Annotated in this window: 23 protein-coding genes; 3 read left to right on the top strand and 20 right to left on the bottom strand. The window is 65.8% G+C overall.

The window, feature by feature from the left end:
- Positions 1-23: 23 nt before the first annotated feature.
- From AC56LK_RS01665 to AC56LK_RS01755, 19 genes are all read right to left on the bottom strand, one after another.
- Positions 24-512, bottom strand: coding sequence for a CvpA family protein (locus AC56LK_RS01665; protein WP_497182824.1), 489 nt, complete (start codon positions 510-512; stop codon positions 24-26).
- 16 nt (positions 513-528) lie between these two features.
- Positions 529-1419 (bottom strand): SPOR domain-containing protein, encoded by an 891-nt coding sequence (locus tag AC56LK_RS01670; RefSeq protein WP_497182825.1) that lies wholly within the window; start codon positions 1417-1419, stop codon positions 529-531.
- Between the two features lie 12 nt (positions 1420-1431).
- On the bottom strand, positions 1432-2706 hold the full coding sequence (gene folC, locus AC56LK_RS01675) for a bifunctional tetrahydrofolate synthase/dihydrofolate synthase (RefSeq protein WP_497182826.1): 1275 nt from the start codon (positions 2704-2706) through the stop codon (positions 1432-1434).
- 12 nt (positions 2707-2718) lie between these two features.
- Positions 2719-3909: a hypothetical protein gene (locus tag AC56LK_RS01680; protein WP_497182827.1), complete on the bottom strand. Its 1191-nt coding sequence runs from the start codon at positions 3907-3909 to the stop codon at positions 2719-2721.
- Positions 3910-3936: 27 nt separating this feature from the next.
- Positions 3937-5199 carry a folylpolyglutamate synthase/dihydrofolate synthase family protein gene (locus AC56LK_RS01685; protein WP_497182828.1) on the bottom strand — a complete coding sequence of 421 codons (1263 nt, stop codon included), beginning with the start codon at positions 5197-5199 and terminating at the stop codon, positions 3937-3939.
- Position 5200: 1 nt separating this feature from the next.
- The gene (gene accD, locus AC56LK_RS01690; RefSeq protein ID WP_436104930.1) at positions 5201-6073 is read right to left on the bottom strand and encodes an acetyl-CoA carboxylase, carboxyltransferase subunit beta; all 873 of its coding nucleotides are present in this window, start codon (positions 6071-6073) and stop codon (positions 5201-5203) included.
- A 280-nt stretch (positions 6074-6353) separates the two neighbouring features.
- Complete coding sequence (locus AC56LK_RS01695; RefSeq protein ID WP_497182829.1) at positions 6354-6638, bottom strand: hypothetical protein; 285 nt, start codon at positions 6636-6638, stop codon at positions 6354-6356.
- 267 nt (positions 6639-6905) lie between these two features.
- Positions 6906-7703: a tryptophan synthase subunit alpha gene (gene trpA / locus AC56LK_RS01700; RefSeq protein WP_497182830.1), complete on the bottom strand. Its 798-nt coding sequence runs from the start codon at positions 7701-7703 to the stop codon at positions 6906-6908.
- A 45-nt stretch (positions 7704-7748) separates the two neighbouring features.
- Complete coding sequence (gene trpB / locus AC56LK_RS01705) at positions 7749-8990, bottom strand: tryptophan synthase subunit beta (RefSeq protein ID WP_497182831.1); 1242 nt, start codon at positions 8988-8990, stop codon at positions 7749-7751.
- Entirely contained in the window at positions 8974-9666 is a 693-nt protein-coding gene (locus AC56LK_RS01710; RefSeq protein WP_497182832.1) for a phosphoribosylanthranilate isomerase, read from the bottom strand. Before AC56LK_RS01710 ends, trpB begins: the two co-directional genes overlap by 17 nt.
- 8 nt (positions 9667-9674) lie before the next feature.
- Positions 9675-10475 (bottom strand): tRNA pseudouridine(38-40) synthase TruA, encoded by an 801-nt coding sequence (gene truA / locus AC56LK_RS01715; protein WP_497182833.1) that lies wholly within the window; start codon positions 10473-10475, stop codon positions 9675-9677.
- Positions 10472-13531: a motility hub landmark protein FimV gene (locus AC56LK_RS01720; protein ID WP_497182834.1), complete on the bottom strand. Its 3060-nt coding sequence runs from the start codon at positions 13529-13531 to the stop codon at positions 10472-10474. The genes truA and AC56LK_RS01720 overlap by 4 nt, the downstream gene beginning before the upstream one ends.
- Positions 13532-13811: 280 nt before the next feature.
- Entirely contained in the window at positions 13812-14939 is a 1128-nt protein-coding gene (asd, locus tag AC56LK_RS01725; protein ID WP_497182835.1) for an aspartate-semialdehyde dehydrogenase, read from the bottom strand.
- A gap of 22 nt (positions 14940-14961) precedes the next feature.
- A complete protein-coding gene (gene leuB / locus AC56LK_RS01730; protein WP_497182836.1) occupies positions 14962-16032 on the bottom strand; it encodes a 3-isopropylmalate dehydrogenase in 1071 nt (356 codons plus the stop codon).
- A gap of 13 nt (positions 16033-16045) precedes the next feature.
- A complete protein-coding gene (gene leuD / locus AC56LK_RS01735; RefSeq protein WP_497182837.1) occupies positions 16046-16693 on the bottom strand; it encodes a 3-isopropylmalate dehydratase small subunit in 648 nt (215 codons plus the stop codon).
- Positions 16694-16721: 28 nt separating this feature from the next.
- Entirely contained in the window at positions 16722-16856 is a 135-nt protein-coding gene (locus AC56LK_RS01740) for a hypothetical protein (protein WP_497182838.1), read from the bottom strand.
- Between the two features lie 39 nt (positions 16857-16895).
- Positions 16896-18296: a 3-isopropylmalate dehydratase large subunit gene (leuC, locus tag AC56LK_RS01745; protein WP_497182839.1), complete on the bottom strand. Its 1401-nt coding sequence runs from the start codon at positions 18294-18296 to the stop codon at positions 16896-16898.
- Positions 18297-18542: 246 nt separating this feature from the next.
- The gene (locus tag AC56LK_RS01750) at positions 18543-20429 is read right to left on the bottom strand and encodes a chemotaxis protein CheA (RefSeq protein ID WP_497182840.1); all 1887 of its coding nucleotides are present in this window, start codon (positions 20427-20429) and stop codon (positions 18543-18545) included.
- The gene (locus AC56LK_RS01755) at positions 20429-21292 is read right to left on the bottom strand and encodes a protein phosphatase CheZ (RefSeq protein WP_497182841.1); all 864 of its coding nucleotides are present in this window, start codon (positions 21290-21292) and stop codon (positions 20429-20431) included. Before AC56LK_RS01755 ends, AC56LK_RS01750 begins: the two co-directional genes overlap by 1 nt.
- Before the next feature lie 385 nt (positions 21293-21677).
- On the opposite strand from AC56LK_RS01755, the gene AC56LK_RS01760 reads away from it, so the two are divergent.
- From AC56LK_RS01760 to AC56LK_RS01770, 3 genes are all read left to right on the top strand, one after another.
- Positions 21678-22145, top strand: coding sequence for a universal stress protein (locus AC56LK_RS01760; RefSeq protein WP_497182842.1), 468 nt, complete (start codon positions 21678-21680; stop codon positions 22143-22145).
- Between the two features lie 97 nt (positions 22146-22242).
- Positions 22243-22887 (top strand): response regulator, encoded by a 645-nt coding sequence (locus AC56LK_RS01765; protein WP_436104915.1) that lies wholly within the window; start codon positions 22243-22245, stop codon positions 22885-22887.
- Positions 22888-23302: 415 nt separating this feature from the next.
- Positions 23303-24097, top strand: a complete 795-nt coding sequence (locus tag AC56LK_RS01770) for a Crp/Fnr family transcriptional regulator (protein WP_436108032.1) — start codon at positions 23303-23305, stop codon at positions 24095-24097.
- A gap of 60 nt (positions 24098-24157) precedes the next feature.
- On the opposite strand, the gene AC56LK_RS01775 is transcribed toward AC56LK_RS01770, so the two are convergent.
- Positions 24158-25246: a glycine zipper 2TM domain-containing protein gene (locus AC56LK_RS01775; RefSeq protein ID WP_497182843.1), complete on the bottom strand. Its 1089-nt coding sequence runs from the start codon at positions 25244-25246 to the stop codon at positions 24158-24160.
- Positions 25247-25290 lie beyond the last annotated feature (44 nt).

A 25290-nucleotide genomic window follows, 5' to 3' on the forward strand; every position in this document is an offset into this window, starting at 1 on the left:
ACTGGACTGCCTGATTACAAAAATTAAAACTTCACGTGCTGCGCAAGCGCAGCGGGAAGAAACGGTTTCACGGTGCGCGCCCCGGTTTCCGCCATGGGCGAGAGCAGCGCGTTTCTCCAGAAATCCTGTTGCGGAATGGACGTCATCCCACACAATATGACGGCGGCAAGCACGATTACAATGCCGCGCGCCAATCCAAACAATCCTCCCAGGCCGCGGTCCGCCAGGCTCAGGCCGGTGGCGGTGATCAGGGCGCCGATCGCCAGCGACAGCAGGCCCATCAGGATGCGCACGCCGAGGAACAGCACGATGAAGGCCAGGATGAGCCGGGCGCTCTCGCCCGGCAGCATATCCGGCAGCATCGGCGCCAGCTGGGCGCCGTAGGCGTTCGCCACCACGAAGGCCACGACCCAGCCCAGCAGCGACAGGATCTCCTTCACCAGGCCGCGCAGGGTGGAAATGATGACCGACGATACCAGTACGAACAACACCAGGTAATCGAAAATCGTCACGCCCGCGCAAGCCTCATCACAGCGGCACCAGGGTGCCCGACAGGCCCATGGCGATCAGCTTCGAGCGAATCTTCTCGCCCTCTTCCTTGGTGTACGGCCCCACGCGCACGCGGATCAGCTCACCCGACTTCTCGGTGAACGAGGACACGCCGGCCGCGCGCAGGCGGCCCTGCAGTTCGTCGACTTTCTGCTGGGTGGCCAGCGCCGCCACCTGCACCACGTATTTCTGCGACGGGCCGGCGGCCTGCACCACCGGCTTGCCCTGGAGGATGGCCAGCGCGCGCGCGGCCTCGTCCTGGGTCGGCTTGGCGGCCGGTTTTTCGCTCTTCTTGGCTTCGAGGTCGGCGACCTTCGGATGCAGCTCCGCTTCAGGCTTGCGCTTCGGTTCCGGCTTGGCGGGCTCCACCTTGGGCTCGAGCTTCGGCTCGACCTTCGGCGCGGCAGGCTCGGTGCGCGCGGTGTCGAGCGTGCGCAGCGGCGGTGGATCGGCCGGCGGGGTCGCGACCGTGGCCAGCGGCGCATCGGCCGGCTCGACGATTTCCTCGCCGCTGTCGACGGTGGCGGCGGCAGGCACCGGCAGCGCCGCAGCCTTGTCTTTCGACGGGATGTTGATGGCGATGTCGGCACCGAGCGGCTTGGGCTCGGAGTCGAGCAGCATCGGCAGGCCGACCGCGGCCGCGAGGGCCAGCGCAATGGCGCCTACCAGTCGGCGGCGCGCGCGCTTCTTTTCGGGGAGGATCGGGTCGGCGCCGGCGCGGCCGCGCCCGCGGCTTGCGCCCTCGCCGGCGTGGGAAGCGCGCTTGGTGCGGGCGCGTTCGCCGTAGGCGGCATCGTCATCCTTGACGAAGTGGCCGCTGTCCCGGACAGTGTCTTGCTTGTTTTTGCTACCGAACGAGAACAAGCCCATGCGTTTCAAGAGTCAGTGAAGAGAGGATTTACGGGCCGCCATCACGCCGGCGACCGTGAAGAACGAGCCAAAGACCACAATTCTATCATTCTCCCCTGCCCGGCTCACGGCGTTTGCATAGGCCTCGGCCGGCGTGGCGAAGCTGGTGACCGAAAAATCGTCCTCTTTTGCACCTGCGGGCCTGAGCGCCGCGAGCTTTTCCGCCACCTGTTCCGGCTGCGCCGAACGCGGCGTCGGCAGCGCGGTGACGCACCAGTGGTCGACGATGCCGCGCAGCGGCGCGATCACGGCCTCGATGTCCTTGTCTTCCATGATGCCGAACACCGCATAGGTAAAGCGGTGGAAGCCCATGTTGCCGAGGTTGTGCGCGAGGGCCGCGGCCGCATGCGGATTATGGGCCACGTCCAGCACCTGGGTGGGACGGCCAGGCAGCACCTGGAAGCGTCCCGGCAGCTCGACCATCGCCAGGCCGGCGCGCACCTCCTGCGCACCGCAGGGCAGCTGCATGCGCAGCACCTCGAGCGCGGCCAGCACGGCCGCGGCATTCAGCAGCTGGTTGGCGCCGCGCAGCGCCGGATAGGCAAGCGAATTGCGGCGCTGCGAGCGTCCGCCATAGCTCCACTGCTGCTGGTCGCCCTGGTAGTTGAAGTCGCGGCCCAGCAGCCACAGGTCGGCGCCGATGGCCTCGGCGTGATCGATCAGCGATCGCGGCGGCACCGGGTCGCTGCAGATCGCGGCCTTCCCCGGGCGGAAGATGCCCGCCTTCTCGAAGCCGATCTTCTCGCGCGTGTCGCCCAGGTAGCTGGCATGGTCGATGTCGACGCTGGTGACGATCGCCACGTCGGCGTCCAGGATGTTCACCGCATCCAGGCGTCCGCCCAGTCCGACCTCGAGGATCCAGACGTCGAGCTCCGCATGCTGGAAGATGTCCAGTGCGGCCAGCGTATCGAGTTCGAATGCGGACAGGCTCGTGGCCGCATCGTGCGCCGCGACCCGGCCGAACGCACGGTCGAGCTCAGCGTCCTCGGCGGGCGCGCCGTTGAGCCGGATGCGCTCGCGGAAGCTCAGGAAGTCCGGCGAGGTATAGCAGCCGACGCGGTAGCCGGCGCGCAACAGCACCGACTCGAGCATCGCGCAGGTCGATCCCTTGCCGTTGGTGCCGCCCACCGTGATGACCACCGGCGGCGCCGCGGCAATGTCGAGCGCGGCACGCGCCGCCTGCACCCGCTCCAGGCCCAGTTGAATAGGTTTTTCGCTCCACTGTGCGCGAATGTCTTGCCAGCTCATGATGATTCCGTCCTACCTGTTACGACGATTGAAGACCCAGCCAAGGGCGCGGCGCATGAAGCGCCGGCACGGCCCGGAGAAATGCAGCACTGCCCAGATGCCGAACGCGCCCAGTACGACGAATCCGAACACGATCCAAAAACCCGGTTCCAGCAGGACGTTCTTGGTTCCGCTGAACACGAAGGGGGGTACCGGCAGCGCGTTGAAGGCCACGCCGACGCTCAGGATAGTGAAAACGAACAGGATCCACTGGATGTTCGCGATCTGGGCGGATGCCAGGTAATTCTCTTGCAGGCTGATTGTTTTTTGAAATTCTTCCGAGACTTCCACCAGGTTGCTCAGCTGCTCCTGCAGCCGGAACGAGGTGTACATGCCGAAGAATACCGACAGGGTCGGCGATCCCGGCTCGGCACGGTTCTTGACGTTGGCGAAACGCAGCGCCGCCACGGTCTTCTTTCGCGTCAGGATCAGCTTGCGCGATTCCATGTCGCGCTCGCCCTCGAACGAGAGCTCGTTGAGCAGGCGTTCCGCGCGCTGGCATATGAGCCAGCAATAGAAGAGGTAGCACCCGACCGCCGCCAGCACGGCGTTCTCCGCCTGGGCCGTCACGGCTGTTGCGGGCTCGGCCGCCGGCGTACTCTGCCACTTTCCCTGAGGGAGCAGGTAGAAGCCGGGTATCGGCAACTGCCTGAAGCGCTCGGGCTGGAACATGCCGGTCAGCGCCGGCGCGCACAGTTCGAGGAAAGCGATGGCATCCTGGTAGTCCTTGGGTCGCCGGTTCAGCAAGAACGGCGTGCGGCCGGGCTCGAGCTCGGCCTCATCCACGTGCCCCAACACGATGCAGAATACGAGGTCGTCGCCTTCGACGCCGGACGCATCCGCACTGCCGCTGAAGCAGGCAAACAAATCTTCCACCCGCGTGGTCGCGTCCTCGCCTTCCATGGCGACGCGCATTGTCGCCGGCAAGCCGGGCGTGTCGAAGCGGAAGATATTATGACGCCCAAACAAATTGCTGATCAGACTGCGCATCACGCCGGTGAAACGCGATGACTTGAACAGCGGATCGTCGATGCCGCAGCGCCGCGCAGCCCGGCCTTCCAGGGTCGCGAGCAGTTCGAAACGCTCGCGTGGGCGCATCCCGGCGATACGGTCGAAGTTGCTGCCGGATTCCGTCACCACCCGCTCGCTGAAGCGGAAATTCAAGAATAAAATGCTTTTACGAATAGACATTCAATGACTTAATTCGCTGAGCTGCAAGGCACTACGGACCGAGCGCAGGAACACCTGCACACCGATCACGTAGACGCGTTCATGGCGCTCCAGCAGGTCCAGGAAGGCCGCGGTCGAGGCTTCGTCCATGCCGGTCACCGTATCGAAGCGGCCCGACCAGCTGCCCTCGATCACGGGAGCAGCGACGTGGCCGACCGGGCTGTCCGCGCCGAAGAAGAAAATAGTGCTCAAGCCGGCTGTGCGCAGGCGCCCGAGCAGACCGGGCAAGTCCTTGTCGGCCGTCATGCCGAGCACGACCGCACCCGGATCACACTGGGCGGAGCGGATGTAGTCGAGGTCGAGGCAATCGGCGCCGACGGCGCCGTCCAGGAATACGGTCTGCCCCTTGCGCAGGCGGGACGAATGGCGTGCATCGATCAGCTGACACGAAGGCAGCGCGCCCACCGCGGCCAGGGGCTTGGCCGGGAGTCCCAGCATGCGCACGGCGGCCAGCGCCAGCGCTTCCGCCGTCGCGACCCAGCCCGGCAAACCGCCGCGCGTCGCGGCTGGCGCCACCACCTGCACCGTGGGCGGCAGCGTCAGGCCCACGGCAAGGGCACAGTCGCGCACTTGCGGCGCGCACAGCACGGTGCGGCAGTGGCGCGCCAGGGACAGCTTGTCGGCACAGATCTCGCGCAAGCCCGGCCCCAGCTTGCCGGCGTGTTCCAGCAAGACGCTGCTCACGATGCCGACCGCGGCAGGAATCTGCCCGATCTCGTCGTAGTGCGCCCCGCGGCCGCCCTCGATGACGAAGGCCTCGACGCCCTGCTCGCGAAACCAGGCGAGGCCGACGAGCAGGAAGATCGCGGTGGGGGAATGGTAATAGCTGTCGCGCTGCCCGGGCGATGGCGTCTCCAGGCTTGCGCGCAGGCCTGCGAGGCAGGACAGGAAGGCGTCTTCCGGAATCGGCTTGCCGTCGAGCCGGATGCGGTCGAGGTGGCTCAGTTCCTCCGGCGTGAGGATCAGGCCGGTCTTTTTCCCCGCACGCTGCAGATGCTGCGCCGCGAGGCGGGCGCAGCTGCCCTTCCCTTTGCTGCCCGTGACGAGCACGGTCCTTTCCGGGTCAGGCAGAAGGCCGTGCTGCCGGGCGATGCCGGCGAAGATCTCTGGCTGGCGCACATCGCGGTCGAAGCGTCCGCGCTGCTTGTCGTGACCGGACGTGAAAAACGAAAATACGTAGTCCAGGCCGTCGGCGAGCGACCAGCCAGCCTTCGATGCGGCCATGTCAGGCCAGCGCGTCGGCGGCCTGGTTTTGCAGCAGCGCCAGCAGGCGGGCGATTTCTTCGCGCATCTTGCGGCGGTCGACGATCATGTCGACGGCGCCCTTCTGCACCAGGAACTCGGCGCGCTGGAAGCCTTCCGGCAGCTTCTCGCGCACGGTGTTCTCGATCACGCGCGGACCGGCGAAGCCGATCAGGGCCTTCGGTTCTGCGATGACGACGTCGCCCATGAAGGCGAACGACGCCGACACGCCGCCCATGGTCGGGTCGGTCAGCACGCTGATGAAGGGCAGCTTCTTTTCCGAGAGCTTGGTCAGCATCGCGGTGGTCTTGGCCATCTGCATCAGCGACAGCAGGCCTTCCTGCATGCGGGCGCCGCCGGTGGCGGTGATGCAGATGAAGGGCACCTTCTGCTCCAGCGCCACCTGGGCGCCCCGGGCGAAGCGTTCGCCGACGACCGAGCCCATCGAGCCGCCCATGAATTCGAACTCGAAGCAGGCCACCACGACCGGCAGGCTCATGATCGAGCCGCCCTGCACGATGAGCGCATCGGTTTCGCCGGTGGCATCCATGGCCTGCTTGAGGCGGTCAGGGTACTTCTTGCTGTCCTTGAACTTCAGGGTATCGACCGGCAGGGCTTCCTGGCCGATCTCATAGCGGCCGCCCTCGTCGAGCAGCGCATCGAGGCGCTCGCGGGCGCGGATGCGCATGTGGTGATCGCACTTCGGGCATACGTGCAGATTCGATTCCAGGTCGGCGCGGTACAGGACCGATTCGCACGACGGGCATTTGACCCACAGCCCTTCGGGCATGGTCTTGCGGTTGGCGGCATCGGAGCGCTGGATCCGTGGGGGCAGCAGTTTTTCTAGCCAACTCATCTTTTCTCCTTGCGGCAAGTCTTCGAAGTGGCGGTAGTGTAGCCGCAAGCGACCCGCTTGTCGAATCGTGTCACCCTGCCAATTATCATTCTTTCAACTTTGGGGTCAGAGTTGAATTGTTGGGCAATTCTCCAGAATTTCCTGCAATTCGACTCTGACCCTCATTGCCTCAAGTTACGTGTACTACACAGCAATTAGGGTCAGAGTCGAATTATCGGGAAACTGTTGGATGTATCCGAATAATTCGACTCTGACCCTACTTTTGAGTGATTGCTGGGCTTCAGGCGCTGATCGGGGCGTCCTCGACCTCCTTCGTGCTGTATTCGAGGCCACCGACAAACTGCGCGACCACGTTATAGAGCCAAGCAGCCAAGCCCGCCCCCAGGAAGGCCAGCACTCCATAGATGAGCGGCGCCAGCAACATCGCCAGCATTCCGGCAACGCCAGCGCCGAGCAGGCCAACCGCAGCCAGCACGACCACGATGGGGATCGACATCACCATGTACAAGACGGCCAGGACCTTCGCTGATTGAGTTACCGAGACATTTACGATCTGTATCTTCATGGGCAGTTTCCAAAAAATTCGTTATCGGGAGAACCGAATTCAATGTACCGCCATGCCCTACGTGGCGTGACGTGCTGCCACAAGTCAGCTCTTGCGTAATGGCAATAAGTTTGACGACCAGCCTCGCCCCCTCGAGAGGAATTGCCCCACAATTCGACTCTGACCCTCATTGTTGGCAGGGCGATCAATTGTTTCGTAATGAGGGTCAGAGTCGAATTACAGGAGATTCTTGAAAGTTTCTCGACAATTCGACTCTGACCCTACCGTTCAGGCGTCGAGGGCGCTGCGGATACCTGCGGTGAAGCTTCGTACCGCGTCCACGGCCTGCTCCTTCGGTACCGATTCCAGTTCCTGGATGATGCGGCTGCCGATCACCACTGCATCCGCCACTTCCGCCACCGCCCGCGCGGTAGCGCCGTCGCGGATGCCGAAACCGACGCCGATCGGCAGCTTGACGTGTTCGCGGATCGCGGCCACGCGGCGCGCCACATCAAGCGTGTCGATGGTGCCGGCGCCGGTCACGCCCTTCAGCGAGACGTAGTAGCTGAAGCCGCTGCCGTACTGGGCCACCTGCTGCACGCGCTTCGTGGTCGAGGTCGGCGCGAGCAGGAAGATCAGGTCGAGATCGTTGGCGCGCATGGCTTCCGCAAAGGCCGCGCACTCTTCCGGTGGATAGTCGACCACGATCGCGCCGTCGGCCCCGGCTTCTTTCGCGCAGCGGATGAAGTTGTCCGGGCCGATGCGTTCGATCGGGTTGGCGTAGCCCATCAGGACCACCGGCGTGCTGCTGTCCGTCTTGCGGAACTCGCGCACGAAATTGAAGACGTCCGGCAGGCCGATGTTGAACTTGAGCGCGCGCTCGCAGGCGCGCTGGATCACCGGGCCTTCGGCCATCGGGTCGGAAAACGGGACGCCCAGTTCCAGGACGTCGGCGCCGCCCTCCACCAGGGCGTGCATGAGGGGCACGGTCAGTTCGGGGCCGGGGTCGCCGGCGGTGATGAAGGTGACGAGGCCGGTCTTGTTCTGCGCCTTGAGCGCGGCAAAGGTCGATGCGATACGGGACATGCTGTACTTTCTATTCGAGGTTCACGGGAGGTGCGAAAGGGATGATCAGCTGAAATCCAGCCCCATCCTCTGCGCCACCGTGTGCATGTCCTTGTCCCCGCGGCCCGACAGGTTGACCAGGATGAGCTGGTCCTTCGGCAGCGTGCTCGCCAACTTCACCGCGTAGGCGATCGCGTGGGAGGATTCCAGCGCCGGGATGATTCCCTCGATGCGGCAGCAGTCGTGGAAGGCCGCCAGCGCTTCCTCGTCCGTGATCGACACGTACTCGGCGCGCTTGATGTCCTTCAGCCAGGCGTGTTCCGGCCCCACGCCCGGGTAATCCAGGCCGGCCGACACCGAATGCGTCTCGATGATCTGCCCGTTAGCATCCTGTAGCAGGTAAGTGCGGTTGCCGTGCAGGACGCCCGGGATGCCGGCGCTCAGGGACGCCGCATGCTTGCCCGTCTCGAGGCCCTCGCCCGCCGGCTCGACGCCGACCAGCTTGACGCCCGGCTCGTCGATGTAGGGGTAGAAGATGCCCATCGCGTTCGAGCCACCGCCGACGCAGGCCAGCACGTAGTCCGGCTGGCGGCCGGTCATGGCCGGCATCTGCACGCGGCATTCCTCGCCGATCACCGACTGGAAGTCGCGCACCATCATCGGATACGGGTGCGGACCGGCCACGGTGCCGATGATGTAGAAGGTGTTCTCGATGTTGGTGACCCAGTCGCGCATCGCTTCGTTGAGCGCGTCCTTCAGGGTCTTGGAGCCGGATTCCACCGGCACCACGGTCGCACCCAGCAGTTTCATGCGATAGACGTTCTGGGCCTGGCGCTTGACGTCTTCGCTGCCCATGTAGACCACGCATTCCATGCCGAAGCGCGCGCAGATGGTGGCCGTGGCCACGCCGTGCTGGCCGGCGCCGGTTTCGGCGATGATGCGCTTCTTGCCCATGCGGCGTGCCAGCAGGGCCTGGCCGATCACGTTATTGATCTTGTGCGCGCCGGTGTGGTTCAGGTCTTCGCGCTTGAAGAAGATCTGGGCGCCGCCGGTCTGCTCGGACCAGCGCTTGGCGTGGTAGACCGGCGAGGGACGGCCGACGAAGTGGGCCAGCTCGTAGCGGAATTCTTCGAGGAATTCGGGGTCGGTCGAATAGCGCGCATAGGCGTCGTTCAGCTCGGCCAGGGCGTGCGACAGGGTCTCGGCGACGAAGCTGCCGCCGTAGGGGCCGAAGTGCCCGCTCTGGTCGGGCAGCTGGTAATCCGGGGTTTGAAATAACGGGGTGTTCCCGCTAGGACGATCTTTCATGATGGTTCTCACTCGAAATGATGGCGTCGGCGGCCCGCACGGCGCCGACGAAGTCGGCAATCCTGCGGGCATCCTTGATGCCCTTCTGCGCTTCGACGCCACTGCTGACGTCGACCGCGAAAGGGCGAATACGTACGATCGCGTCAGTCGCGTTTTGTACGTTCAAGCCACCACTCAAAACGACCCGAGGCGCGAGCTCTTTTGGGACAAGAGACCAATCGAAAACCTTTCCTGCGCCGCCGTAGGCGTCCACCCAGGTGTCCAGCAGGAGGCCGGAGAACCAGGGACTGGCGGCGCGGTATGTGCGCTCATATTCTAGCAGTTCGTCAGGGCTTGTGTCCGGCCTGACGCGGAAGGCCCGCACGAAGGGACGCTGGACCGCCGCAGCCAGCTCCGCGCACTGCCCGGCCGTTTCGTCGCCGTGGAACTGGATCAGCGAGAGCGGCGCGTTGGCCGCCACCGCCTCGATCTCGTCCACCGTCGCGTTGACGAACAGCGCCACCGCGCTGACGTAGGGCGGCAGCGCCTTGCATAGCTCAGCAGCCTGCGCGGGTGTGACGTAGCGCGGGCTTTTTGCATAGAACACGAAGCCCAGCGCGTCGGCGCCGGACGAAACGGCCGCGCGCAGGTCTTCCGCGCGCGTGATGCCACAAATCTTGATACGGGTGCGTTGCATGTCGATCCTTACAGCAAAGGGAGGGGCGAGGCCGGCTCCTGCGGCAGTCCCCACTTGGGATCGTAATCGATTTTGGCCAGGTACAGGCCGTCCGGCATGAAGGTCGGCGCGGCGGCGTCGCGCGAGCGGCTTTCCAGCACCTCTTTCATCCAGCCCGGTTCGTTGCGGCCGGTGCCCACGTAGATGAGCGAGCCGACGATGTTGCGCACCATGTGGTGCAGAAAAGCGCTGGCGCGCACCGTGAACACGATCACGTCGCCGTAGCGCCGGATGCTCACCTCGTGCATCTGCTTGACCGGAGAATTGGCCTGGCAGCCGGAGGCGCGGAAGGCCGAGAAATCGTGCTCGCCGATCAGGTGCTGCCCGGCCTCCACCATGCGCTCGACGTCGAGCGGACGGAAGGTCCACCCTGCCCGCCCGGCCAGCAGCGCCGAAGGGTTGGGGTGGTTGTAGAGCACATAGTGATAGGTGCGCGAGCGCGCCGAGAAGCGCGCGTGAAACTCCAGGCCGTCGGCGTCGGGCTTGACCTCATGCGCCCAGCGCACCACGATCGACTCGGGCAGGAAGGCGTTCACGCCGCGCACCCAGCTCTGCATGGCGCGGTCGAGTTCCGTGTCGAAGTGGACCACCTGCTCGATGCCGTGCACGCCGGCGTCGGTGCGGCCGGCGCAGGTGGTTCCCAAAAACGTGCAGGCGAACTTCTCGAGGGCGATCTCGAGGCGGTCCTGGACCGTGTTGCGCGCCGGCTGCTTCTGGTAGCCGTTCCAGGCGGTGCCTACGTACTGGACACCAAGTGCGATGCGCCTCACGCGAGCAGGGAGCGCATCGCGCTGGCCTTGCTCACCTGTTCGCTGCTGCCACCCTTGATGACTTCGTCGAGCAACTCACGCGCACCTTCCTTGTCGCCGATTTCCTGGTAGGCGATTGCGAGATCGAGCTTGGTTTCCATTTCCATGTATTCGGGCGAGAGCGCGGCCGGCTCGATAGCCTCGCCGGCTTCCGGTAGGGCCGCATCGGCCAGCGCCGGCTGCTCGAACGGAGCCAGGTCGAGGTCGATGTCGGCCAGGTCGAAGGACGGCTCGACCGGCATGCCCGGGGTCGGCGCGGCCTGGTCGGCCGGCGTGATCGCCGGGACTTCCTCCAGCGCGAACGGGTCGTCTTCCGTGGCCGGCGGCATGTCGAAGGCGAACGCTTCTTCCGCCGGTGCGGCCGCGGCTGCCGGCGGCGCATCGAAGTCGAAAGGCTCGACCGCCGGCTGGGCCAGGGTCGGCGCGGCGGCGGGTTCGGCCGGGCTGCCGAAGTCCATGGTGTCGAGGTCGAACAGCGGATCGTCAGCGCCGAGCGCCGGCTTCGATGCCGGAGCACCGAGGATTGCGGGCACCTCTTCGTGGAACGGGGTCGCCTCGGCCACGGCTGCCGGCTGCACCGGGGTAGCCGGCAGGCCGAAGTCCATGGTGTCGAGGTCGAACAGCGGATCGTGTTCCGCGGCCGCAGGCGCAGGTGCAGCGGCCGGCGGCAGGTCGAATTCCGCGGCCAGGCCGGCCATGTCGACCGGCGACAGCGCCGGCGCCGGCGCTGCATCGTGGACCTCGGGCTGCGCGGCAGCTTCCGGTTCGCCGAAGCTCATGTCGAAGGCGAGATCGAAGGGCTCTTCCGAGGCCGGCGCCGGTGCGGCGGTGACGTCCGCAGGCGGCTCGGTGATGGGATCACCGAGCGGATCGAGCGCGAAATCGAGCTCGTGCACGGCGGTCTCGTCCTGCGCGGCGTCGGGGCCGGTCATGGCGATCGGCTCGCCGCTGGCGACCGGCTCGAAGCTCAGGCCGCCGAGGTCGAAATCGAGCGAGTTGTCATCGGTACGCTGCTCGGCCACCGGCATGGCGGTCACGTCCTGCTCGTCGTGATCCATCGCGGCATAGGCTGCGCCGGCCATGGCGCCTGCGCCGAGGGCTGCGGCCGGCGCGCCTGCGCCGCCGGAGCGGAAGGAAGCCTCCAGCTGCTGCGACAGCAGCGACTGCTGGTCGCGCTCCTGCTGGCTCGGGGCCGGTGCCACCGGCGCGGTGCCGCTGGCGCTGGCGTACAGCGGATTGGCCGGGTCGATGCTCAGGCCGAGCGCCGCGGCCTGGGTCCATTCGTCGCCATGGCCGCGCGTCAGGCCATACAGCTCGCCGGCCTGGGTTTCGAAGGCGCGCAGGTCCTTGCGCGCCGCGTAGATCTCGAGCAGCTTCAGGCGCACCGGGTGGCGCTCGGGATGGATACGCAGCGCTTCCTTCAGGATCTCTTCGGCCTGGGCGTCGCGGCCGTAGGCGATATAGACGTCGGCTTCGGCCACCGGATCGACTTCATTGGTGTCGAGCTGCGAGGCCGACGGTGCGAAGCTGGAATTGAACACGCTGTTGCTGGTATCGACGCTCTGGCCGCCCGCTTGCGCGAACAGCGAGTGCGCAGCCGTGCCCGGCACGCCCAGCACCGAGGGTTCGACGACCACGGTCTTGGGATCTTCCTTCTTTTGCTTCTTGCGGCGCTGCGAGATGCCCAGCGCGGCCAGCAGCAGGACGAGGGCGCCGCCCGCGACGATGTTGATGTTGTCCATCAGCGTGTCGGCGAGGCCCTTCTCTTCCGGCTGCGCCACCACCGGGGTCTTCGGCTTCGGCTTCGGCTGCGCGGCCGGCTTGGCCGGCGGGCTTGCCGGGACTGCCGCAGTGCCGGCGGCGGCCGTGTTCTGTACTTCGCTGCCGGAACGGCTCTTCACCGTCATCAGCTGTTCGAGCTCGTTGACGTTCTTTTCGAGTTCCTTGACGCGGGCCTGGGCCTGCGTCAGTTCGCGTTCGCGCGCGATGGCGTCTTCGGTGCTCGCGCTTGCGCCGCCCGCGCCGGCGGCGGCCTGGATGGCTTTCGACAGGCGCAACTGGTCCTGCGATTCGTTGGCGGCGGTCGGGCGTTCCTCGACCTTGGCGGTGATCTTGCCGGCCGCGCTCTGGCCGGCCTGCGGCGTGCGCTGCGGGGCGGCGTTGGCCACCTGGCCGGCCAGCTTGTTGCGGTAGGCGTTGAAGTCGGCCGCGTGCGCGACCACGACGCCGCGCGCCTCGGCGTCGCCGGTGCCGCGCAGGCTGTCCGAGTCCGGCACCGACAGGATCTGGCCCGACTTCAGGCGGTTCATGTTGTTGCCGATGAAGGCGTCCGGATTGGCGCGGTACAGCGCCACCAGCATCATGTCGAGCGAGATGTCGGCCGGCTTGAGCCTGGTCGCGATCTTGCCGAGGGTGTCGCCCGGGCGCACGCGGTAGCGCGACGGAGCGTCAGCGGCGGCCGGGGCGGCCGCACGCGGCGGCGCTTCACGGCGCGCCGCTTCCGCCTGCGGCTGGGCGGCCGGTTGCGGGGCTGCCGCGCGCGGCTGGGCGGCCGGCACTGCCGGCTGGGCCGCGGCCGGGCGGGCTTCCGCCGCCGCCTGGGCCGACTGGGTGCTGCGCAGTTCGGCCGGGTCGAGCAGGAAGGTGTATTCGCGCACCAGGCGGCCGTTGTTCCAGGACAGCTCGAGCAGCATGTCCACGAAGGGCTCGTTCAGCGGCTGGGTCGAGCTCACGCGGATGAACTGGCGGCCGGCGCGCTGCTCGACGTTGAAGCGCAGCGACAGCAGGGCCGGGTTGAATTCGATGTTGGCCGCGCGGAAGGCTTCCGCAGAGGCCAGTTTCACTGCCAGGCTGGAGGCATCCTCGCCGGCGGTCGTCGTCAGTTCGATCTCGGCGCGCAAGGGCTGGCCGAGTGCCGACAGCACCGTCAGTTTCCCGAGGCCGGCAGCGTGAGCGGCGGACGACAGGAGCACGGCGCTGGCCACGGCCGCGGTGACTGATTTCAGCGCAAATGCCATGAGCGGAGGACGTTGAGGAAGATGCATAGTTGGCAGTGAAAGAAGTTGGCCAGGGGAAAGACAATTCCCGGGAGTCTCAACATATCATCATGCTCTAGAGCATGCAAGCTTCCGGCGCACACTGGGCGCGCAGTTGGAGAGGATGTGTGGCCAGAATGACCGATGCGGAAGGAAATTGATAGCGTTTGATTACAGGCGCTTAGCAATTTTGCAGGAGGTGTGGCAAGCCTGCCAACATGCGCGGAATACGGGGCCGGCTACCGGCCGGCCCCGACTATGCTTACTTGTCCAGCACGATGCGCAGCATGCGGCGCAGCGGCTCGGCGGCGCCCCACAGTAGCTGGTCGCCGACGGTGAAGGCCGACAGGTAATCGCCACCCATGGCCAGCTTGCGCAGGCGGCCGACCGGGATGCCCAGGCCGCCGGTGACGGCTGCCGGCGACAGGTCGCGCATCGAGGCTTCGCGGGTGTTCGGCACCACTTTCACCCACTGGTTGTGCGAGGCGATGATGTCGCTGATCTCATCCAGCGGCACGTCCTTGGTCAGCTTGATGGTCAGCGCCTGCGAATGGCAGCGCATGGCGCCGATGCGCACGCACAGGCCGTCCACCGGAATCGCCTTGGTATTGAAGCCTTCGCCGCGGCCGAGGATCTTGTTGGTCTCGGCGCCGGCCTTCCACTCTTCCTTCGACTGGCCGTTGCCCAGGTCCTTGTCGATCCACGGGATCAGGTTGCCGGCCAGCGGCACGCCGAACTGCTTGGTTTCTTCGCTTGAGAAGCCATGCTGGGTGGCCAGCACGGTGCGGTCGATCTCGAGGATGGCCGAAGCCGGATCGTCCAGCAGCGGCTTGACGGCGCCGTTGATGGTGCCGAACTGGGTCAGCAGTTCGCGCATGTGCTGGGCGCCGCCGCCCGATGCCGCCTGGTAGGTCATGGAGGTCATCCACTCGACCAGGCCCTGCTCGAACAGGCCGCCCAGGCCGATGAGCATGCAGGACACGGTGCAGTTACCGCCGATGAAGTTCTTCACGCCGCGCGACATGGCGTTCTTGATGACTTCCTTGTTGACCGGATCCAGCACGATGACGGCGTCGTCGTTCATGCGCAGGGTCGATGCGGCGTCGATCCAGTAGCCGTTCCAGCCGCCGGCGCGCAGTTTCGGGAAGATCTCGGAAGTGTAGTCGCCGCCCTGGCAGGAGATGATGATCTCGCACTTCGACAGTTCGGCGATGTCGCTCGCGCTCTTCAGCGTGGTTTCGTTCTTCGCCATCTTCGGTGCGGCGCCGCCCGGGTTCGAGGTGGTGAAGAACACCGGCTCGATGTGGTCGAAATCGCCCTCTTCCTGCATGCGCTGCATCAGGACCGAGCCCACCATGCCGCGCCAACCTACCAGGCCTACCAGTTTCATTTTGCTTTCCTTGGAATGTAAATTATTGGAGCGCGGCCAGGACCGCATTGCCCATTTCTTCGGTACCCACCTTGCTGGTACCTGGTTCGTAAATGTCGGGGGTGCGCAGCCCTTGCGCCAGCACGCGCTTGACCGCGTTCTCGATGCGGTCGGCCTGCTCGGTGCGTCCGAAAGTAAAGCGCAGCATCATCGCGCTTGAGAGGATGGTCGCCAGCGGATTGGCCACGCCCTGGCCCGCGATGTCGGGTGCCGAGCCGTGCGAGGGCTCGTACAGGCCCTTGTTGTTCGCGTCGAGCGAGGCCGAGGGCAGCATGCCGATCGAGCCGGTCAGCATGGCGGCGGCGTCCGAGAGGATGTCGCCGAACATGTTGCCGGTGACGATGACGTCGAACTTCTTCGGCGCCCGCACCAGCTGCATGGCCGCGTTATCGACGTACATGTGCTCGAGCTCGACGTCCTGGTATTCCTTGTGCACCTCGGTGACGATGTCGCGCCAGAACTGGAAGGTTTCCAGCACATTCGCCTTGTCGACGCTGGTCACGCGGCGGTCGCGCTTGCGCGCGGCCTGGAAGGCCACGTGGGCGATGCGGCGGATCTCGCCTTCGGCATAGCGCATGGTGTCGAAGCCTTCGCGCTGGCCTGCAAACGGCCCGTCCGGGCATTCGCGCACGCCGCGCGGCTTGCCGAAATAGATGTCGCCGGTGAGTTCGCGGATGATCAGGATGTCCAGGCCCGACACGACCTCGGGTTTGAGCGTCGAGGCGCCGGCAAGTTCCGGATACAGGATGGCCGGACGCAGGTTGGCGAACAGGCCGAGCTCCTTGCGCAGGCCCAGGATGGCCTGCTCGGGACGCAGCGCGCGCTCCAGCGTGTCGTACTTGTAGTCGCCGACGGCGCCGAACAGCACCGCGTCGGCTTCCTTCGCCAGCTTCAGGGTGCCTTCCGGCAGCGGATGCCCGTGGGCCGCGTAGCCGGCGCCGCCGACCTGTGCGGTTTCCATCTCGAAGGGTTCACCCAGGGCGTTCAGGACCTTGACCGCCTGGTCCATGATCTCCGGGCCGATGCCGTCGCCCGGCAGGATTGCGATTTTCATGCGGTCTCTCTTGTTAAATCGTGTTTGCGAGCCAGGGCTGGGCCGCCAGGCGGCGCTGTTCGAAGGCGCGGATGTCCTCGGCGTGGCGCAGGGTCAGGCCGATGTCGTCCAGGCCGTTCAGCAGGCAGTACTTGCGGAAGTCGTCGATCGCGAAGCCGTAGCAGATGCTGCCGTCGGCGCTGCCGATGCGCTGCTTCTCGAGATCGACCACCAGCTTGAAGCCGGGCGTGCTTTCCACCGCCTTGAACAGGCCGTCCACCGCTTCTTCCTCCAACACAATCGGGAGTAGACCACTCTTGTAGCAGTTGTTGAAGAAGATGTCGGCGAAGCTCGGCGCCACGATGGCGCGGAAGCCGAACTGCTGCAGGGCCCAGGGTGCGTGCTCGCGTGAGGAGCCGCAGCCGAAGTTCTTGCGGGCCAGCAGGATCGAGGCACCCGCATAACGCGGCTGGTTCAGCACGAAGTCCGGGTTCACCGGACGGGTGCTGCAGTCCTGGCCCGGCTCGCCGTGGTCCAGGTAGCGCCACTCGTCGAATAGATTCGGGCCGAAGCCGGTGCGGCGGATCGATTTCAGGAACTGCTTCGGGATGATGGCGTCGGTGTCGACGTTGGCGCGGTCGAGCGGCGCCACCAGTCCTTCGTGTACGGTGAATTTATCCATGTCGCTCCGGCTCCTTGTTATTGAATTGTTATTTGCCGCCGGCGCCGGTGACGACCTGGCCGACCTTCTGCACATCGCGGCCGATGCCGGAGATGGTGTTGCAGCCTGCCAGGGTGAGAGCGACGAGCGAAGTGGCAACTACACGGGCGATGACTTTCTTCATGATGTTCCTGTTGTTACGGGTTAAAACGGAATTAACGCATCAGAGTGCGCGTACGTCGACAAAGTGGCCGGCGATGCCTGCCGCCGCCGCCATCGCGGGCGACACCAGGTGGGTGCGGCCGCCCTGCCCCTGGCGTCCCTCGAAGTTGCGGTTCGAAGTCGAGGCGCAGCGCTCGCCCGGTTCCAGGCGGTCGGCATTCATCGCCAGGCACATCGAGCAGCCCGGCTCGCGCCATTCGAAGCCGGCATCGACGAAGATGCGGTCGAGACCTTCGCGCTCGGCCTGTTCCTTGACCAGGCCCGAGCCCGGCACGACCATCGCCAGCTTGACGTTGGGCGCGCGCCGGCGGCCGCGCACGACCTCGGCGGCGGCGCGCAGGTCTTCGATGCGCGAGTTGGTGCAGGAGCCGATGAAGACCTTGTCGATCTGGATCTGGTCGATCGGGGTGTTCGGCGCCAGGTCCATGTAGGCCAGGGCCTTCTCGATGGCGCCGCGGCGCACCGCGTCGCTCTCGTCGCGCGGGTCCGGCACGCGGCCGTCGACCGAGGTCACCATCTCGGGCGAGGTGCCCCAGGTGACCTGCGGGCGGATTTCCGACGCATCGAGCGTGACGACGGTATCGAAGCTCGCGCCTTCGTCCGAATGCAGGGTGCGCCAGTAGGCGACGGCCTGTTCCCACTGCTCGCCCTTGGGCGAAAGCGGGCGGTTTTTCACGTAGTCGATGGTGGTGTCGTCCACCGCGACCATGCCGGCGCGCGCGCCCGCTTCGATCGCCATGTTACAGACCGTCATGCGGCCTTCCATCGACAGCGCGCGGATGGTCGAGCCGCCGAATTCGATGGCGTAGCCGGTGCCGCCGGCGGTGCCGATCTTGCCGATCACGGCCAGCACGATGTCCTTGGCGGTGACGCCCGGGGGCAGCTCGCCGTCGACCTGCACCAGCATCGACTTCGACTTCTTGGCCAGCAGGGTCTGGGTGGCCAGCACGTGCTCGACTTCCGAGGTGCCGATGCCGTGCGCCAGGCAGCCGAAGGCGCCGTGGGTCGAGGTGTGCGAGTCGCCGCAGACCACCGTCATGCCGGGCAGCGTGGCGCCCTGCTCCGGTCCGATCACATGGACGATGCCCTGGCGCTTGTCGTTCATGTTGAAGTAGGTGAGGCCGAAGCTCTTCGCGTTGGCGTCCAGGGTTTCGACCTGCAGGCGCGAGGTCGGGTCGGCGATGCCGTGGGCACGGTCGGTGGTCGGCACGTTGTGGTCGGCCACCGCCAGGTTGGCCGAGGTGCGCCACAGTCCGCGGCCGGCCTCGCGCAGGCCCTCGAAGGCTTGCGGGCTGGTGACTTCGTGCACCAGGTGGCGGTCGATGTAGAGGACTGTGGTGCCATCAGCGTCGGCACGCACGACATGGGAATCCCAGAGTTTGTCGTAGAGCGTTTTTTGCATGGTCTATCCGGTGAGCGCGGTACCCCTTATGCGGGGACGGTTTTTGATTATGCCATAATTGTGCACTGCCGCACCAAGCCGGGGCAACGCATTTTTCTGCCAATGAACGAAAATTAGAGCAAATGTTATTTGCATATACAACTTCAAATGCAAATAAAAAAAGCCTGAGCAGGCTTGCTCAGGCTTTTGTATGCGCTTTTGTCACAGAGCGGAAACAATCTCCGCTTTGCGCACTGCGGCAACTACTTACGCTGCCAGACGAACGTTCGAACGGCAGCCATCCATCAGGAAGGACAGGCCGACCACCAGCACCAGCTCGCCCTCGGCCGAACGCGCGGTACCGGTGATGCCTTCGACCGACAGCGCGGTCATCGGCTTGATCACCAGGTCGGCCGTGCCATCCACCGCTTCCACCGCAAGGATATAAGGCTGGGGGGCGTTGATGACGATGCCGACGCGTTCCGAGCAGGCTTCGTAGCCCAGCGCCAGCGCCAGCGAACGCACCGGCAGCGGGCGCCCCTGGTCCTTCAGCACCGGGGCGCCGCCGACGCACTGGAACTCTTCCGGCAGCTCGACCACGCGCTCGACGACGGCCATCGGCAGCGCCAGCGAGGCGCTCGAGGTCGACACCAGCATGGTCGGGACGATCGACAGTTCGATCGGCAGGCGGATCGCGAAGCGCGTGCCCGCGCCCAGCTGCGACTCGATGCGGATCGCGCCGCGGTTCTTCTCGACCGCGGTCTTGACCACGTCCATGCCCACCCCGCGGCCCGAGACCGAGGAAGCCACTTCCTTGGTCGAGAAGCCCGGCAGGAACACCAGCTGGTAGGCGTCGTCGTCGTTGGGGGCGCCGTTCTCGCCAATCAGGCCCTTGTCGATCGCCTTCTTGCGCAGCCTGACCGGGTCCATGCCCTTGCCGTCGTCCTGCAGCACGATCATGACGCTGTTCGCTTCCTGCCAGGCTTTCAGCAGGATGAAGGCCTTGGCCGGCTTGCCTGCCGCGACGCGCTCTTCGGGCGACTCGACACCGTGGTCGAGCGCATTGCGCAGCATGTGCACCAGCGGGTCGTACAGGCTGTCCACCACGACGCGGTCGACTTCGGTCTCGGCGCCTTCGATGGTCAGCTCGACGTCCTTGCCGAGGTCCTTGGCCAGCTCGCGCACCAGGCGCGGGAATTTCTGGAACAGGCGGCCCACCGGCTGCATGCGGGTCGCCAGCGTGGCGCGCTGCAGTTCGGCCGAGTAGCGCGAGGCGCGTTCCAGGGTCTCGGTGAGCGTCGCCATCAGTGCGGCGGCCGGACCCTCGAACTTGAACTGCTGCAGGCGCTCGAGCAGCACGGCGGCCTGGTTGGCGGCCTGCACCGACTCGCCCGCCACTTCGAGCAGCGCGTCCAGCTTGACCGCATCGATACGGATGCTTTCGTCCTTGGCCGGGGCCGCGGCGGCGCGCGCATCGGCGACCTTGTCGTTCGAACGGCGGTCGACGCCGTCCCAGCCCGAGGCCTTGGCGGCGGGCGCGCTGTCGGCGGCGGCAAGCGGCGCTGCAGCGGCAGGCGCCGCAGCGACGGCCGCTGCAGCCGATCCTGCCGCGATAGCAACGTTGGCCGGCACCACCGCGTTGTACATGGCGACCCAGTCGAGGCCATCGTCGCCGGCGGCCGGGGGCGGAGCGGCGGCGACCGGCGCAGCGCTCGGCGCCGCTGCAACGACTGCAGCAACCGGTGCGGCGGCCGGTGCGCTCGGCGTGCCCTTGCCTTCGATCGCATCCGTCAGGATGCGCTCGAGCGCTTCCGGCATCGAAGCCAGGCCTTCCGGCGGGGTGCCGTTGTTCAGGTCATTCAGCTGGTCGGCCACGAAGCCCGAGGCCTCGAGCGCCGCTTCGATCGCGAGCGGGGTCACCGGCGCGGCGCCGGTGCGCAGTGCGTCGAACAGGTTTTCGGTCAGGTGGCAGGCCGCGACCAGCGCGGGCAGGCCCATGAAGCCGGCGCCGCCCTTGATCGTGTGGAAGGAGCGGAACACCGCATTCAGCGTTTCCTTGTTGTCCGGATCGCGTTCGAGGCGCAGCAAATGTTCTTCAACATTCACCGCAAGGTCCATCGCCTCGACGACGAAGTCCTTGAGCATATCGTCCATTAGAATCCCAGATCGGCCAGAAGATCGTCAACGTTGTCCTGGTTCAGCGCCGTATCCGGCACCGACGGGCCCTGCATCAGCGGTTCAGCGACCGGCGGGGTTTCCTTCTTCGCCAGCTTTTCCTTCAGGTCGGCCGGCGCGTGGTCGCGCAGCAGCTGCGCCAGTTCCTGCTCGACGGTCTGGGTGATCTTCACCACCTTCTTGATCAGCTGGCCGGTGATGTCCTGGAAGTCCTGGGCCATCATGATCTCGAGCAGGCGCGCCTTCTCGGCTTCGGTCGCTTCGTTCACGCTGGCCGCGAACTGGCGCGAGTCGCCGGCCAGGGCCTTGAACTCGTCCAGGCTCAGCTTGCCCGAGAACAGGTCGCCCCAGCGGTTTTCCATGTCCTTGGCCTGCTTCGACAGCAGGTCCTGGGCCGGCATGCCGTCGTCCAGGGTGTTCAGCACCTTGTTGGCGGCCTGTTCGGTCAGGCTGGCGACGTATTCCAGGCGGTCCTGGGCGTCGACGATGGCCGACGAGGCCTCGGTCAGCGCCTTGTCGTAGCCCAGTTCGCGCAGCGAATCGTGCAGCAGGCGCACGATGCCGCCGAGGCGTTCGAACATGGCGTGCTCGCCGTCACCCGCCACGGCGTTCGCGGCCGGCACGGCAGCGGCCGCAGCCACCGGTGCGGCGACGGCGGCGATGGCCGGGGCACTCGATGCGGCCACCTGGTCGAACAGGGACTCGAGGTCGTCTTCGTCGGCCGCGGCGGCGGCAGGCGCGGGCGCCGGCTCGGCCACCGGTGCCGGGGCAGCGGGAGCGCTGGCGCGCTGGGCCGCCACTTCCTCGAATAGTGCGTCGAAATCGTCAGCGGCGTCGGTCATAATCCCTGCTTCTCCATGGTGTCTGTAAGTGCGCAATGAGCGTTGCAATTCGGTGTTTGCTGCATCCATCCGGGCGCGCATGGGCGCCATGCGGGATGGTTCAAGTCTGCATGGGAGTGTAGCAGCGTGGTTGCCGTAGGTAAATCTCGGAGATGGAGACGCAACAAAATGGACAGCGAAACTTAATTCCGCGACAATTAAATGCAGCGGTTCCTGAATATTTACACAAGGGAGGTGTTGTTTTTCGTAAGCGCATGGCCCCATCGGTGTACTGTTGCACTGAATTAAGGGGTTGAAGTTTGATCGAGCTCAACAGTTTGCGTTCTTGCAATCGCCGCCACGTCCCTGACGCCCCAGAATGGCGTGGCCATTGAGGGAGTCAACCATGTACCGCAAAATCCTGATCACCACCGACGGCTCGGCCGTGTCGCAGCATACGGCCTGCGCCGGCGTCAAATTCGCGCAACAGATGGGCGCCGAAGTACTGGCCCTGTTCGTCGCTCCCGACTACCAGTATCCCGTGTACGTGGAGATCATCCCGCCCTCCTACCCGAGCGAAGAAGAATACATCGCGCAGATGCGCCGCATGGGCGAGGAGTACATGGGCAAGATCATGCGTTCCTGCGCCGGCGCGGGCCTGAAGCATGCCTGCATGACCGCGTTTTCCGACACCGCGGCCCTCAAGATCGTCGACGTCGCCGAGCAGGAAGGCTGCGACCTGATCTTCATGGGCTCGCATGGCCGCAGCGGCTGGGGCCAGCTGCTGCTGGGCAGCGTGACCAACAAGGTGCTGTCGCACACGACCAAGCCGGTCCTGGTGCACCGCCTGATCAGCGAGCCGGCGCCGGTGTGAAGCGCCGGGCGGCTGGTGAGAAAGCACGACAAATGCCCTTGGCGTCCTGTGTTAGCCTGAAGCGCACATTGTCGCTTTCACCCTGAAGGATGGTTTTATGATTCGCATCGTAATTGCTGACGACCACACCATCATGCGCGAAGGACTCAAGCGCATCCTCGACGGTGCCTCGGATATCGAGATCGCCGGCGAAGCGACCAACGGCTTCGAAGTCCTGGCCCAGGTCCGCCAGGGCGGCTTCGACCTGCTGCTGCTCGACCTGTCGATGCCGGGCCGCAGCGGCGTCGACCTGATCCGCCAGGTGCGCAGCGAAGCGCCCAAGCTGGCAATCCTGATCCTGACCATGCACGAGGAAGAGCAGTATGCGGTGCGGGCGATCCGCGCCGGCGCCCAGGGCTATCTCACCAAGGAGAGCGCCGGCACCCAGCTGGTCGGCGCCATCCGCAAGGTGGCCTCGGGCCGTCCGTACATCAGCACCGAAGTCGCCGAACAGCTGGCCCTGAACATCATGGCGCCGAACGAACAGCTCTTGCACAAACAGCTGTCGGACCGCGAGTTCGAGGTGTTTTCGCTACTCGTTGGTGGGAAATCGATTACCGAGATCGCGAATAATCTGCACCTGTCGGTCAAGACGGTCAGCACCCACAAGACCCGCATCATGCAAAAGATGGGCATGAGTTCGCTGTCGGAAATGGTCCAGTACGCCGTTGCGCATCGACTACTGTCTCCGATGAAGGCCTAAGACGATTTAGACAGGCCACGCGCGATTTCGTGCCCACCGGCGCCCGCCCCCGGGCGCTTTGCCTTCCTCGCATCATCCCTTCTCCGATGGCGCCTGCCCGGCCCTTCCCTCTGTAGCACCCGCTTCTCGTCGGATTATTCCTACAGGGCGCCGACCCCTCCTACCGTCATATTCAGCCATCGCTGATATCCGTGCCGGACTCGTGTTGGCATACTGATTTCAGCGTTTCGACTTGCTTGCGATCCAAGTCCCAGCGTGAGCCAGCCTGCAGCGGGGTTCTCCTCCACAGCGCCGGTTGCCTGCTCCGCCCTGTGGTCGCCGCCTGAAACCCTGAGTCTTTCACCTGGAGATGAGCATGCAGTCCCAGCCAACATCAGAACAACGCAATGTCACCCAGCCGACCCTGCACTCCCCCATGGAAGCCGGCCGCCAGCGCCAGGGACGCCTCTGGTCCAACCTCAAGGAAGTCTGCGACCTGCTGCGCATCCCGGCCAGCGTCTCCGTGACCTCCGAAGAGCTGCTGTTCCAGCACGTCCAGTTCAAGACCGGGCAGCGCGTCCACACCATCGGCCAGGCTTTCGACACCCTGTACATCGTCAACTCCGGTTTCCTGAAAACCGTGCTCATCGACGAATTCGGCAACGAGCAGGTACTGAGCTTCCCGATGAAGGGCGACATGCTGGGCGTGGACGGCATCCATACCCGCCACTACGCCTCCGAAGCCGTGGCCCTGTCCGACTGCGACCTGATCCTGCTCCCCTTCAAGAAGCTGACCGCCCTCGGCCGCGTCCACGCCGAGCTCGAGAACATGATGTACGGCGTCATGAGCCGCGAACTGGTGCGCGAGCAGACCATGATCGGCATGCTCGGCGCCCTGTCGGCCGAGGCGCGCGTGGCCCGCTTCCTGGTCTCGCTGGCCGACCGCTTCGCCGCGATGGGTTACTCGAGCAAGCTGTTCAACCTGCGCATGACCCGCCACGAGATCGGCAGCTACCTCGGCCTGACCCTGGAAACGGTCAGCCGCACCCTGTCGGCTTTCAACGAGATCGGCCTGATCACCGTCGACCAGCGCACCATCGGCATCAAGGACGCCGAGGCGCTCAAGACCCTGCGCCGCCTGCCGCCCTCGCGCTCGCGCGCCAAGGCCGGCGCCAAGCAGAAGGCCGAGAGCGAACAGCCGGGCGACGACCAGGTCCTGGCCACGGCCTGAACCGACCGCTCGACGACAAAGGCCGGCCCCTGCGAAGGGACCGGCCTTTTCTATTGCTGATCACTCATCCCGCGACAGCACGCCCCTGTTCACCCGCACCCGGTCGCCCTGGCGGAAGCCCGGATCGTTGTCGAACTGCAGGGTCTGGGTCGCACCGCTGGTCGCGTAGCGCACCACCACCTCGTAACGCTGCTCCTTGTTCATATTGCGCTGGACCTGGCGGCCGGCAAGGCCGCCTGCCACCGCGCCGGCCACCGTGGCCGCGGTGCGGCCGCTGCCGCTGCCGACCTGGCTGCCGAGCAGGCCACCCACCACGGCGCCGCCGGCCGTGCCCAGGTAATCACCATTGCCCGAGACTTCGATCACGTTCACCGTCTCGACGGTCGCGCAATTGCTGCAGTAGCGCGCCTGGCGCGGCTCGCTCACGCGCGCGCCCGCCAGCAGCGGACGGCCCAGCACGCTGCTGGCATAGCGGCCATTGGCGCGGATGGTGGCGGTCACGCGGCTGTCCGGTGCGATCCGGTCGGCGGCGCGGATCGTGTACACCGCGTCGTATTCGCCCGGCCGCACTTCCGGCAGGAAGAACACGCCGCGTGCGCCGGCAACCGAGACCTCGACCCGGCCGCCCGGCGTGCCGAACACCGTGAAGCGCAGCTCGTTGCCCGGGCTCAGGTCGGGGCTGCCCTGCACGTTAAAACGCTCGATTGCCGGCGCGCCCGCCAGCTCGCCGCGGCGCTGGCCGCGCGCCGCATTCGGCTGCAGCAGCGATTCGCTCAGCAGGTTGGTCGCGACCTGGTTGCCCAGGCGCAGGTTGGCAGTGACGCCGCTTTCCGGGCGGATGCGGTCATGGGTGCCGATGGTATAGGTGCCGGTGTACTGGCCCGGCTCGACTTCGGTCAGGTTCAGGTTACGCGTGGCGCCGTCGATGCGCAGCGTCGCGATGCCGCCCGGGCTGCCGTACAGGTCGAAATGCAGTTCCACGCCCGGCGTCAGGCGGCGCACCTCTTCCACGTTGAATCCGTTGATGACCGGCCCGTAGGCGCGGTTGTTCTGGTATTGCTGGGCCTGGACGGTGGCGCTACCCGTCAGGACCGGTCCGAGCGCAATCAGCGCGGTGAACGCGGCTTGCAGCAGCTTGCGGAAAACCATGGCTTCTCCTCCCTTGTCGATGGCTTACGGGGTCACCTCTGTGT

It is taken from the genome of Telluria sp. ZB4P36, assembly GCF_059685865.1.